The sequence below is a fragment of the Gluconobacter sp. DsW_058 genome (assembly GCF_002153615.1).
In the GTDB taxonomy this organism is placed as follows: domain Bacteria; phylum Pseudomonadota; class Alphaproteobacteria; order Acetobacterales; family Acetobacteraceae; genus Gluconobacter; species Gluconobacter cerinus.
On sequence record NZ_JOPH01000067.1, the window covers coordinates 25,490 to 38,238 of the forward strand.

Below are 12,749 nucleotides of genomic sequence, written 5' to 3' on the forward strand. Positions count from 1 at the left end.
TGCATAACACTCTATGTCTGAGAAAACAGTGCTTTTCCACAAACAGGACTAAATAAATCCTGTTTTATGGTTTTTGTCTCAGGGAATCAGTTTCTCCGCTCTCAGGCGCTCAAACAAATTAAAGAACGAGTCTGGCGTATATTGCCACCCGTCAAACCCTGCCAGACGGCTCTTGGACATGTCCGTCACACACTCGATAGGACGCCCCAGATCCGCGTCCGTATGCCAGGCAGACGCCAGGTGATCGATCCGACTTTCGGTCAGGCCATATTTCTCAGTAATCTGCGCCCACAAGTCTCCATCTTGCGACAGTATTTCTTCAAGATCTGTCGCGTGGCCGGGATAAGGTGCAGCTTCCAAGCCGAACCATGCAGCAAGGCGGGGCCACAGCCACTTCCAGCGAAACACATCCCCGTTCACCACGTTGAAGGCTTCATTCCATCCGCTTTCAGATGTTGACGCCCAGAGAAGCTGCCTGGCCAACTGACGAGCGTCAGTCAGGTCAGTGAGGCTGTCCCACTGTACAGGCGAGCCAGGGAAAACGAAGGGACGTCCTGTTTCACGGCAGATCGTCGCGTACACAGCCAAAGTGCTCCCCATATTCATCGCATTGCCAACTGCATATCCGATAATGGTGTGGGGACGATGTACGCTCCAGGAAAAGCCGTATTTTTCCGCGGCGGCAAACAGCACATCTTCCTGATCGTAATAGAAATTAGCCAAAGGCAGACGCGGCATGTCCTCGCGGAATGGCGTCTGGGGTGGCTCACCTGAAGCATAAGATTCAAATGGCCCAAGATAATGCTTCATACCCGTTGTAAGCGCAGCGTGCTCCAGCCTCTCTGGCGCGGGAAGTGCCTCAAACATATTGCGAACCATCGCGGAATTAACGCGACAGTTTTCTTCTTCCGTGGGCTGACGAAGCCAGGAACAGAAAAAGACGTGTGTGGGCGTCAGATCCTTCAGGGCCAACTTAAGGTTGTTCAGATCCAACAGGTCTGCCGCAATCGGCAGAACACCGGCCATGTCGTGTCGGGGCCGGCGTGCCAGCCCATGAACAGTCCAGCCCTCGGCAACGAGGCGCGTCGCGAGCGTCTGGCCAACAATTCCAGTTGATCCGACAACAAGAGCAATACGGGACATCAGGGTCTCCTTTCCCGAAAAGTGGTTCGCCATCCATTTGAGCCCTTGGCGCCAACAGTTCCAGACGGCACCATATTGTGCCCTGGATACCAAAAGGTTCCCAAGAAATGACAACTTCCCTTCCGGCCCGCTATCGCCGGGCTCCCTTTGACGAAGACTGCGCGCCACGCCGGGTTCTGAGACTTTTCAGCGGGAAATGGACGACCATGATCCTCCATACGCTCCACCTTCTGGGAGGCAGTTCACGCCCCGGTCGCCTTCAGCGAAGCATTCCTGGTCTTTCGAAAAAAATGATGACCCAGACATTAAGAGAGCTCGAAGAAAAGGGACTCGTCTGTCGTGAGATCCACCAGATCATGCCACCCAATGTGGAATACAGCCTGACATCTCTCGGGAAGGTCTTCGTCGAGCCCATTGAACAGCTCTATTTGTGGGGGATCGACCATGCAGATGCACTGGAAGCGCTGGAGGCCAATGAAAGCGGGGCAGCGGCCTCAGTCCCTTCAATGGAACCGGCAGAATAACCCATCACTTTTTGGACAGAAGGCCTCATCCTGTGGCACTCCTGCTTGAAAAGGGCCCTCCCGGCCAGAACAGACCTCACCTTGCGCGGACATGCTCCAGCTTCAAGGCATATCAAGGACATTTCAGACCGATGTGTTCCCCATCACGGCCAGCCCAGTCACGAACACCCCGTCAAAAGAAACGCCATTCCTTCATGGCCTTTCTGGTTTTCCTGACGGCCCTGCTGGCAACACCCTTCAGTTGGGCAGAAACAACACCTGCAAAAGCCGCAGCGGCGACAGTCAGCTCCACATCGGCACCCCTGTCGGCTCAGGAAGCCCAGCAGCTTCTGAATGTTTTGAATGACCCCAAACAACGTGACAGCTTCACACACACGCTCTCGCTCATGGCGCGTGGTGTCAAACAGACAGACACGCCTGCGGCAAGCCCTGCCTCCAAGGCCGCGACCATGCCGGACGTGTCGCCAGAGATTGATAACGGTCTGAAAAGCGTTCGTACGCAGTCTTTGGGATATGTTCACAACTTCCTGAACCTCTTCAGTGATCTGGGGCTGGTCGGCCACTGGTTCAGGTCACAGATGCTGTCGGCAGAGACACGCGCACCAATCCTGCATGCATTTGGAATTGCCGCGCTGGTTATTGCATGTGGTCTGGGGCTTGAACGGGCCATCGCGCTGATGCTGCGCAAACCGCTCCAGAACCTGACGCTCAAGGCACAGGCGCGGGAAGTCCGGAACATTCAGGCGCTCCCTGAGACAGATCCGGCACCTCTCCCAGCAGACACCGATGCCACGAGCAACTCCAGCCAAACCCGCGCAGAAGACCAGAGACGTCAGGTCGAGACGCTCCGTTTCCTGTCCCGTATTCCTTACGCCCTGGGTCATTTTTTGCTCAAAGCCCTGCCTGTTCTGGCATTCCTGCTTCTGGCAGGTCTGGCGGTACTGGTTCTGCCCCTGACTGAGCGAACGGTGAACGTTATCCTGACGCTCGCATACTCTTACGCCGGGGCACGCACACTCTACCTTCTGGTCGAGACGGGTCTCACTCCACGATCACCGACCATCCGGCTCCTGCCAGCGAGCACGCCGACGGCATTCATGGTGACACGGTGGTGGAACGTACTGGTCGCGGCTCCCGCCATTGTCATCTGCCTCTCAGAACTTGGCGCACAGTTCAATCTGGCCCCCCGTGGGACGGATGCCATGATCAGAGCCGTCGTTCTTGTTGAACACGTGCTGATCGCCGCCTTCATCTGGCGCATCCGTCACATTGTCAGCAATGCGCTCCAGCCCAGCACCGTTGGCAAGAAAACAGGAATGTGGACGGTTATTGCCGCCATCACGCGCCTGTGGTGGGTGCCTGCCATGTTCCTGGATATTTCCCTCTGGATTGTCTGGGCAGCCCATCTGCAGGGCGGCTACGCCTGGATTCTCAAAACGACAGGCGTCACGATCGGTGTGCTGGTAGCGTCCCGTCTGGGTGCGGTTCTGGCCTATGGGCTTCAAGACCGGTTTTTCCGCGTCAATCCACAGCTTGTGGAACGGTTTCCGGAACTTCAGAAACGCGCTGACCGATACTACCCGGTCGCACGCATGGTGCTGACAGGGGCCATTCTGTTTCTCACGCTGGTTGCCATCACAGAAGCATGGGGCCTGCCAACCTTCGGCTTCTTCATCAAGAATGCCCTGGGCCGTCGTCTGATGGATACCGCACTGACGATGCTGATTGCAGCGACTGTGGCTGCTGCAATCTGGGAAATGGTCAACATCATGCTGAACCGGCAGCTCTCGTCTTTCGAGACCTCAGGCCAGCGTTCCCGAGCAACCCGCCTGCGTACGGTGATGCCAATCATCCGCACCGTTCTTCTGGCCATCATCATCATCATCGTTGCCGTGACGACACTCTCGCAGATCGGCATTAACGTAACGCCACTTCTGACCGGTGCAGGTATCCTTGGCGCAGCCATCGCTTTCGGTTCCCAAAGTCTGGTGAAGGACTTCATCACGGGCTTCTTCATGCTCGTTGAAGACGCAATCCAGGTCGGTGATTGGGTTACGACAGGAGGCGTCTCGGGAACCGTGGAAAACCTGTCAATCCGGACTGTAAAGGTGCGCGACATTACAGGCGATCTGCACATCATCCCGTTCTCGTCCGTCTCCTCCATTGCCAACACGGCACGCGGCTACAACCAGATCGTCATCAAGCAGCAGCTTGATCTGTCGGAAGACCTGCCGCGCGTCTCTGCCATCATGGAAAAAGCCGTTAAGGAAATGCGTGCTGACCCGGTTTTCGGGCCAATGATCCTGTCCGACTACACAGATCTGGGCGTGGATCAGAGCGACAGCGGAGGCGCCACCCTGATTGGTAGCATCCGAACCACACCGATGATGAAATGGAAGGTCAAACGCGAATTCAATCGTATTGTAACCAACCGCTTCGCGGAAGAAGGTGTCAAATTCTATACGCCGACGGCTTACACCACCACACCGCCAGGCAACACCATGCAGTTCAAGGTCGCCAACGACACAGGACCGCGGACCGTTCAGCCCTCACCTGAGAAAGCCTAATTCCTACGGAAGGCGTTTTAAAAGTTTGGGAAGAGCGTGAAGCTGACCAGAGACAGGTAAAACATCACTGCCAGCAGAATATGGCACATGTAGAGCGGGGCAATCACATAGCCCCGCCGCCTTGCCCAACCCATGAGAAGACCAAAGGCAGCAACGGCCACGGCTAAAGCGACATTCAGCATAAGTCGGCTGTCACCATTCGCCAGTGCGACAATCATGAAAACCGCGCCGAGTAGGGCAAACCCGACATGGACCGGCAGCAGAGCCTTCAACGGACGCTTGCTCCGGAGAACGCAAAGGCCGAGCCATACGCCTGCAATAACCGTTAAAGTGAAGCACAACATCGAAGCAATCAACATCTTCGAGTCACCTTTTCTCTCATGTGTTTCCGGACATTACCGGATCCGGGAGCAAAATGCTTGCAAGTATTCGTGCGCACATCATGCGCCTCATATCAGAGCGACACACAGAGCGTCTTTCTAGGACGCCCTCTCGAAGAGACCCTAATTGGTCCACACTCACAGACTTCGCCTATAGCGCCCGGCATCACGCGAAGTGAAACCAGAAACGAAAACGGCCAAACGCCAGCGCAGACAAAGACGCCCTGATCTCTACAATAAAAAAGCCCGGCATCTCTGCCGGGCTTTCAACAATAGAGACATCAACTGACGTCTCCATCATCGCTCATCTCAGATCAGCGCAGAATGCCAGTGTGACCCACACTGTAACGGCCTGGCTGCGGCCAGACGGTCAGGCCATGTGGCTCTGCTCCAACAGGGATCTTACGGACAGCCCCCGTGTCCGTGTCGATGGCATAAACCACGTCGTCAAAGCGACCAGACAGCCAGAGCAGTTTGCCGTCAGCACTGACATTGCCCATATCTGGGCTGCCACCATCCGGAATCATCCAGGTCTTGATGACCTTGTCCGTCGCGAAATCTATGATGGACACTCCACCCGGACCACCGCGCTTGCCGTGAATGCGATGGGAGCCGCGGTTCGCCACATACATGACCTTGCCATCACGGCTCGGATACAGGCCATGCGTGCCAATACCCGTTGGGATGAAACCGGTTTCCGTAAAGGAGTCACCATCCACGACGAACACACCGTCAGCCATCATGTCGGCAACATAAAACTTATGTCCGTCTGGAGCCGTCAGAATATCCTGCGGCATTCCACCCTTGGACAGCTTCAGCATACCGATCATCTTCAGGTTCACGGTATCGACCTTGGCAACATAACCGCCAAACTCGCAGGTAAAGATCGCGTACTTTCCGTCAATGGAGAAATCAGCGTGATTGACGCCTTTGCACTCCGGCGTCTCGACTGAGCCCTTTAGCTCCATCGTGTGCGGGTCGCGGAAATCAAGACGCTTGTGGGCTTCAGCCACCGTGATCGCGTACTTGCCATCCGGGGTGAAGTACATGTTGTACGGATCGTCTACTGCGATATTTGCGCCGGGCTTTGCGGTCGCAGGGTCGATCGGCGTCAGGGAGCCATCCGGACGTCCCTCACTGTTGTTGGTCACCCAAAGCGTCCGCAGATCCCAGGATGGCACGACGTGCTGTGGGGAGCGCCCAACGGGGTAGGTATCCACAACCTGAAAAGACACTGGATCAATAACGGAGACGCTGTTTCCACGCAGGTTCGGGACATAAACCCGCGCCGGATCATGAGCGATCGCCGGGGAAATATGGGACGGCGTGGTCTCGCTATAAATATTGTGCGGATCAATCACGGCTGGCATGCCCGGAATGGTCTGCACCGCATCTGAAGCAGCCGGAGCGGCCACTGGAAGAGATGCGACAGCAGGTGCTGACGCCGAGACCGGCACCATAGCTGGCGGAGCTGCTGGAGCCGCCGGGGCCGGAGGCACAGGAATCGGTGCACTTGCGTCCGCAGGAGCCGTGGTCTGGGCATGCGCCGCAGAGGCTCCCAGCAGCGTAAGCGCCGCCAGAAGGGGGGTCTTAAAATTCATGGATGGCTCCTGTTGAAGGACTGAAGTGCCGTTACAGCGGTGCGTATCTGCATCTCTGTGCCGATACGTCCCAGTCCGGGCGTAGCCTGGCGCGGATCCCCGCCATAAACGCCATCGGTGACACTGGGTTTTGGAGCGGTGCGAAGCGCTTCCTGACGGACCAGGGACGGATCCACGGCCAGCATCAGGGACGTATCGCTCAGCTCCGCATGCATACCCACTTCTGCTGCATGGCCCTGCGCTTTCAGGGCATCAGCATACTGATGGGGAATAACTTCATAATAATCGCGCAGGTCCAGAACTGCTGCCTGACCCTTCCATCGCGTGTTCAACTCCTGGGCCACATGCGCCATGGACGCCTGATAGCCCCCATGATCTCCCAGAAAAACGATTTTCCGGAAACCCTGCACACGAAAGCTTTCAGCAGCACCTTTCAGCATTCCCTCAAACACGGCAGGCGGCACGGAAATCGTTCCCGGAAAACGCATGTGAGAGGTTCGCGGGGAGGTTGAACCTTCCGGCACATAAGCAATGACGGGGGCTACAAACGTCTGCCCGGCCTGTCTGGCAATTTCGTCAGCCAGAACCTGCGCCCGCACATTGTGCTTGCCAACAGCCATGTAAGGCCCGCTTTGCTCCGTCCCGCCGACGGGAATGATAATGGTATCAGTCCCGCCATGAACGGAGCGGTCGATTTCCGTCCAGGTGTGGCAGGCGAATTCAACTTGTGCCGCCGTTCCCGAGCAATGCATCACAGCCTGCCCGAATGCCAGCGGAGCCATACCAATCCCCACGCCAAGCATCGCACAGGCGGAGCGCAATAGACGGGGATAAATCGGCATAAGACAGGCATCTCTGAAAATGGTCGTCTTTCCCTACTCCATCCGGGGGTATGTTTTCCAGAGCACGCCATCTTTTCGCTCTCGGAAGATACAGTATAGAGAGCGGTATGCCTTTTCCTGTTTCTTATGACCCCGATGCGGTCGACAGCGCCGCCCATCTGATTCAAGTCGCACTGACGCCAGTTTTCATGCTTTCTGGCATTGGAACACTGATCAACGTTTTCAACACACGTCTTGCCCGTGTGGCAGACCACCTCGAAGACGTACGAAAAAAACTGGCCGCGCCACCTTCCGACACCGATACGCCAGACCCTTTTTATACACCGGAACGGCTGGCAGCCCACGAGCTCAGACTCCACCGGCGAATCTTTGTTCTGGACGCAGCCATCATGCTCAACGCGATCGGCGGGGCCTCGACCTGCGGCGCGGCAATGGCTCTTTTCGTCGGCTCGCTGCGCGATGCAAGCACATCCACATGGCTGCTAGCCTTTTTCGGCATAGCTCTGGCCTGCACTGTTGGCGCTCTTTTCTTCTTTCTGGCGGACACGCTTCTCAGTTGGCACGGGCTACGACGCGACGGGCTTTCTCTTTCGTCCCCCAAGAAAAATTGAGGCCTCGCGCAATTTTATTGCGCGAATGTGCTGCTTCCCAAATTTTGATACCCTAAATTGCTAGGGAAGCGACAATAGAACACCCCTGAACTGAAACGTGAAATAATCGCTGTTTCAGGTCAGGGGTGTGCATTTCATGAATTGCAGCAAAGTTCTGGCAGGGATTTATGCGTTAAACGCAGGTCTGATCCCGCATCTTCATTTGTTGCTTTGAAAGTGGTTTCTGGAGTTTCTCCCGTCCCACGCCATCAACGGCAAGTAAAACGGAGAAAACTTCCATGACGTCCATGACCCTGATCCACCTGATCGGCCTGCCAACCAATCTTCTCGCCCAGTTCTCAATGGTCGCATTCGTGCCTGTTATCGGCGCTCTGATGATCGCTACTGTTGCAGCTGACCGCGTTTCTTCCAAAGGCTGACATTCAGCCTTTGGTCACGCCTTGGCTCTTCGCGAGCAGGGCTTCAGTGACGAACGGATAAATAGGAATTCGGATCCAGACGACGACGCCACAAGTCGCTGATCCAGCAGCCCATGATTCCGATCATCATGCCCACTGATGTGGACCCGATCCAGTGTGATGGTAGCAGCGCCATTAAAACGCCTGCGCCTCCTGCGATGGTCCAGTTCAGTGTACCAATCAGGGCAGATGCTGCTCCTGCCTGATGCCCGTGATGCGTCAGGGCCAGAACACCAGCGTTTGGCCCGACAAATCCGAGCGACGACGTCGTACAGAAAATCAGGATACAGAGTATCCAGGGATTTTGTGGCCCGACCAGCCCCAGCGAACAGACCAGCACACCAAGCAGTGTGAAAGTCAGAACAGCCAGCATTCCGTATTCCATGACTCTGGTAAACAGAAAGCGCTGCGCCATCCGTGCATTGATCTGTGATCCAATGACGAAGCCTACCGCGTTCAGCCCGAAGAAGATGGCGAACAGACGCGGCGAAAAATGCAGAATGCCTTCAAAAAGAGCCGGGGCGTTAGAAAGATAGGCAAACATCGTAAAGGTGCCAAAGCTCGCAACCATGGCGGCAGAGCAGAACAGTGGCTCTGTAATCAGGCCCCAATACCGGGTGACCACTCCTGTAAAAGGGAGTGCAAATCGCTTCTCTGGTGGAAACGTGTCTGGCAGCAGGAACCACGTTCCAATGAACAGCAACACTCCGAACCCTGCGCCAACCCAGAAGATCAGTCTCCACTCCCCCAGATCCAGCAGAAAACTGCCGATGGAAGGTGCCAAAAGCGGCCCGAGACCAAAAATCAGCATCAGCTGGGACATCAGCTTCACACCAGCAGGCCCCGTAGCAACGTCCCGCACCATGGCTCGTGGCGCTACCGACGTTGTCGCCCCTCCCATGGCCGCGATGAAACGCAGAATGCAGAACAGGTGGAAGTTTGTGACCACGGCCAGCAGGGCAGACGCAATCACATAGACCACCAGCCCCAGCAGAAGCGGTAATTTACGTCCATAGCGGTCACAGAGTGGGCCGAGTGTAAACTGCCCGATCGCCAACCCGGCGAGCCAGGCTGTTAGCGTCAACTGGGCTGAACCCGCCCCCTGCCCCAGATCATGTTCCAGCATGGGAAATGCTGGCAGATACATATCTGTCGAAACCGGTCCGAGAATGAAAATAAGACCGATCAAAATCCGAACGACCGGCGAAAGGGTCGTTACAGGAGCATCAGGGGTGGAGGAAGTGGACAAAAGTACACCACGTCATGGCAGGGCGATAAACAGGAAAACGGGCCCCTCATTAAAGAGAAGCCCGTTTCGGTACTCAACGCCTTTTTATGCGCCCTGACCATCCCCGAAAAAGCAGAAACGATCAGGAAAGCAGGGAGGACTGGAAGATTATTTCCCCCAGCCAGCCAGCACGCTGTCCTTCACACTCTTCGGAAGGCCAACATAATCAAGGCGTGCATTGTCCGCGTCACCGTTCTGGAAGCCCCAGGCGAAGAAGTCACGAACAGCCTTGGCTGCCTTTGCATCCTTCGGGTTCGTCGGAACCAGAACAAATGTTGCAGTCACGATAGGCCAGGCGCCTGCGCCAGCCGTGTCGAGCAGGTTCACAGCATAATGATCAGCGTGAACCCAGTCAGCAGCGTTTGCGGCTTCCACGAAGCTCTTGAGCGTCGGGGAGACAAATGCACCCGTATGGTTCTTCATCTGGGCAATATTCAGATGGTTCTGTGCAGCATAGGAATATTCGACGTAGCCGATGCCACCTTCCGTCTGCTTGACCATTGCTGCCACGCCGTCGTTGCCGCGAGCGCCAGAGCCACCCGGCCATGCGATTGACGTGCCAGCACCCAGCTTCTGCTTCCACTCAGGGGAAACCTGGGACAGATAAGACGTAAAGACAAAGCTCGTGCCAGAACCATCCGCGCGATGAACAGGCGCAACATCCGTTTCCGGCAGCTTCAGACCCGGGTTCAGGGCCTTGATGCGGTCGTCATCCCATTCCGTGATTTCGCCATCATACAGGGCAGCAAGCGTAGGGCCGTCCAGACGCAGGCTACCTGGCTCGATTCCAGGAACGTTAGCGACAACGACAATGCCGCTCATCACGGTCGGAAACTGATACAGGTGTTCAGCAGCCAGACGATCGCCAGCCATCGGCTTGTCCGAAGCGCCGAAGTCGACGGTACGAGCGATAACCTGATCCTGACCGGCGCTGGAGCCGACGCTCTGATAGTTTACGTTGACGTCGATCTGCGTCTTGGCGCCAGCACCCCATGCTCCATAGATGGGAGCGGCAAAACTGGAACCTGCACCCGTGATTTCCGCAGCACGGGCGGAAGACAGCGAGACAGAACCAAGGGCCGTCATTGCGACAAAACCGAAAAGCGCGAGCTTGTTCTTAATCATGATGATCCCTAACCGGGCATTGGTAAACGGAGTTATGTACTAGCCCCAGCCCTTCAAGGGAAACAGGGGGAGCCTCATGATAGTTTCATGACAGACTCAGAGGGCCTGATGCACAAATATCACACCCATTTTTCATTCCCCGAAAAAGCCAAATAACGGGAAAAATTTATCCACTTTTAAAAAATCATATTTTTCAGAGATATGAGACCCATTGTCATAAATGAGTCTTTTTCCTGTCATGAAACCTTCCCACTCTTCGAAAAACGGAATCAGATACCTCCGCTGTGGATCACCTGCCATTCATGCAAGGACGCACCACGGCAATGACTTTTTCTCTCCGAAGAACAACTGCTCTTCTGGCGACTTCGACCCTGATGTCTCTTGGAATATTCGCTGGACAGGCACACGCGGCTGACCAGATGGAAATAATGGAACGTCAGATCCACGCGATGCAGGCACAGTTGAATGCCCTGAAGAAAGAGCATAACGACGAGATCAAGCGAGCCAAAGCCGTCCTTGCCCGCCAGCGTGAAGAGGCTGAAAACAACCCTTATGGTCAACGCAGCAGCTACATCGGGTCACACCAGCAATCCACGGCGCCCCTGATCACTGTGCGGCAGGGCACAGGTGGTCCGGACAGTGGCCGCCCGGCGTCAGACCGTGCAGACATCACCTCTTGGGCTGACTTCCAGCGCGCAACGTCCCAGGACGAAGAAGTCACTGTCGGTGGCGTGAAAATCGGCTTCCCCAAGGGTCGCCCCACCATCCAGTCTTCTGATGGAGCTTACGCACTCTCCATCGGCCTCGCCTTTCATGAAGACTTTGGCGGGTTCTTCAATTCGGGCCCACGCCGCGGTGAAAGCCGTGGCGCTTTCAATAGCTTTACTTCCAACATGCGCCGTCTGCGTATTCCGTTCATGTTCCGCTACAAGAACTGGATTGCAGCCGTTACGCCTGACTTTGGTGCGAACCATAACGACGGCTATGTCGGACTCTATGAAGGCAACCTGAACTACACCGGCTTCCGCAATACAATCCTCACCGCCGGTTACTTTCAGCCTCGCGTGACGGAAGAGGACTCCGAGAGCTCCAACGACTTCTTCACGCTTGAACGTCCAAGCATTACCGACATGGTCCGCAACATCGCTGCTGGCGATGCCCGTTTCAGTGTTGGCGGACTGCATTATGAAAAGCGCTGGTGGGTTGCAGGGTACTTTACGGGCCAGGAATGGGGCCACCGCAATGGCTCTGACAATGGCAGCACCTATTATGGTGGCGGCAGCAGCAACACCGTTGACAGCCAGACAGGCGGAACGCTTCGTGTTGCAGGCCGTCCGGTTGCCACGAAGGACTGGGATGTCCACGTGGGCGTATCAGGCATTTCCGCATTTCGCGTAGCCTGCAACACTGGAACGAGCACCACCTCATGCTCGCGCTCCACGTCTTTTGGTCAGCGTCCCGAGTTTGACATCGGTGAAGCTAACCTCGCTGGAACGGGCACGATCAGCAATGCCGCACAGGTCTGGGCCGCCGGTCCTGAACTGGGCGTTCGCTGGAAGCGCCTGATCGTCAAGGGTGAGTACTATCATGTTGGCGTTCAACGCTCTGGCGCTGGCCTGAAGTCTGCTGGTTTTCAGGGCTGGTACGGCTCCGCAGCTTACACGATCCTCGGCGACCCACGCATGTACAACTATAAGGAAGGCGCGTTTGGTGCCCCTGGCGTCAAGTCTTCTGAAGAGTTCAACCCTGCTCTCAACCAGTGGGGCGCTCTTGAAGTTGTTGGCCACTACAGCGTGATCGACCTCAACAGCAACCTGAACGATCCCAACCCAAGCAATGTCATCCGTGGGGGTCAGCAGACGGTCTGGACGGGTGGCCTAAACTGGTACCCCAACCGTCATTTCCGCTTCATGCTGGATTACAGCCACTTCATCGTGTCCCGCAGCATGCAGGCGACCAATCTTTACGGCCGCACTGGAAACTCTATTGCAGCCCGAATTCAGGCTGGTTTCTAACACTTCACCTTTTCTCATACAGGCGGGGCGGATCATGGATCCGACCCGCCTTTTTCATTTATGGAGCATGAGACAAGAACAATATCGTCCGCAGCAGCCAGTTTCCTGTCGCACAATGACACGCAGTTGGAGGGATCGAAGAACCATCTGGTTTTGAGACTTTCTATGTGATTCCATTCCTCCGGATCTGATTGG

At 55.9% G+C, this 12,749-nt stretch carries 12 protein-coding genes; 5 read left to right on the forward strand and 7 right to left on the reverse strand.

Features of this window, described 5'->3' with window-relative positions; translation table 11 throughout:
• Positions 1–78: 78 nt before the first annotated feature.
• Complete coding sequence (locus HK24_RS11770; RefSeq protein ID WP_086634626.1) at positions 79–1,143, reverse strand: SDR family oxidoreductase; 1,065 nt, start codon at positions 1,141–1,143, stop codon at positions 79–81.
• A 107-nt stretch (positions 1,144–1,250) separates the two neighbouring features.
• On the opposite strand from HK24_RS11770, the gene HK24_RS11775 reads away from it, so the two are divergent.
• Together HK24_RS11775 and HK24_RS11780 are read left to right on the forward strand one after the other, a co-directional pair.
• Positions 1,251–1,667, forward strand: a complete 417-nt coding sequence (locus HK24_RS11775; RefSeq protein ID WP_086634620.1) for a helix-turn-helix domain-containing protein — start codon at positions 1,251–1,253, stop codon at positions 1,665–1,667.
• 194 nt (positions 1,668–1,861) lie between these two features.
• The gene (locus tag HK24_RS11780) at positions 1,862–4,234 is read left to right on the forward strand and encodes a mechanosensitive ion channel family protein (protein ID WP_233126253.1); all 2,373 of its coding nucleotides are present in this window, start codon (positions 1,862–1,864) and stop codon (positions 4,232–4,234) included.
• A gap of 17 nt (positions 4,235–4,251) precedes the next feature.
• On the opposite strand, the gene HK24_RS11785 is transcribed toward HK24_RS11780, so the two are convergent.
• The 4 genes from HK24_RS11785 to HK24_RS11795 all read right to left on the reverse strand — a co-directional run bounded on the left by HK24_RS11785 (position 4,252) and on the right by HK24_RS11795 (position 7,057).
• Complete coding sequence (locus tag HK24_RS11785) at positions 4,252–4,593, reverse strand: hypothetical protein (protein ID WP_064275267.1); 342 nt, start codon at positions 4,591–4,593, stop codon at positions 4,252–4,254.
• Between the two features lie 187 nt (positions 4,594–4,780).
• Positions 4,781–4,915, reverse strand: a complete 135-nt coding sequence (locus tag HK24_RS14000) for a hypothetical protein (protein ID WP_255376450.1) — start codon at positions 4,913–4,915, stop codon at positions 4,781–4,783.
• 13 nt (positions 4,916–4,928) lie between these two features.
• The gene (locus HK24_RS11790; protein WP_086634621.1) at positions 4,929–6,215 is read right to left on the reverse strand and encodes a YncE family protein; all 1,287 of its coding nucleotides are present in this window, start codon (positions 6,213–6,215) and stop codon (positions 4,929–4,931) included.
• Positions 6,212–7,057 carry a creatininase family protein gene (locus HK24_RS11795; protein ID WP_086634622.1) on the reverse strand — a complete coding sequence of 282 codons (846 nt, stop codon included), beginning with the start codon at positions 7,055–7,057 and terminating at the stop codon, positions 6,212–6,214. The genes HK24_RS11790 and HK24_RS11795 overlap by 4 nt, the downstream gene beginning before the upstream one ends.
• A 107-nt stretch (positions 7,058–7,164) precedes the next feature.
• Between HK24_RS11795 and HK24_RS11800 the strand changes: the two genes are divergently transcribed.
• Positions 7,165–7,668, forward strand: a complete 504-nt coding sequence (locus tag HK24_RS11800; protein WP_064275264.1) for a DUF2721 domain-containing protein — start codon at positions 7,165–7,167, stop codon at positions 7,666–7,668.
• Positions 7,669–7,946: 278 nt separating this feature from the next.
• The gene (locus tag HK24_RS13620; protein ID WP_157091237.1) at positions 7,947–8,087 is read left to right on the forward strand and encodes a hypothetical protein; all 141 of its coding nucleotides are present in this window, start codon (positions 7,947–7,949) and stop codon (positions 8,085–8,087) included.
• 43 nt (positions 8,088–8,130) lie between these two features.
• On the opposite strand, the gene HK24_RS11805 is transcribed toward HK24_RS13620, so the two are convergent.
• Positions 8,131–9,375 carry a multidrug effflux MFS transporter gene (locus tag HK24_RS11805; protein WP_064275263.1) on the reverse strand — a complete coding sequence of 415 codons (1,245 nt, stop codon included), beginning with the start codon at positions 9,373–9,375 and terminating at the stop codon, positions 8,131–8,133.
• Between the two features lie 147 nt (positions 9,376–9,522).
• The gene (pstS, locus tag HK24_RS11810) at positions 9,523–10,539 is read right to left on the reverse strand and encodes a phosphate ABC transporter substrate-binding protein PstS (RefSeq protein ID WP_086634623.1); all 1,017 of its coding nucleotides are present in this window, start codon (positions 10,537–10,539) and stop codon (positions 9,523–9,525) included.
• 323 nt (positions 10,540–10,862) lie between these two features.
• Between pstS and HK24_RS11815 the strand changes: the two genes are divergently transcribed.
• Positions 10,863–12,554 carry an OprO/OprP family phosphate-selective porin gene (locus HK24_RS11815; RefSeq protein ID WP_086634628.1) on the forward strand — a complete coding sequence of 564 codons (1,692 nt, stop codon included), beginning with the start codon at positions 10,863–10,865 and terminating at the stop codon, positions 12,552–12,554.
• The last annotated feature ends 195 nt before the right edge of the window (positions 12,555–12,749 follow it).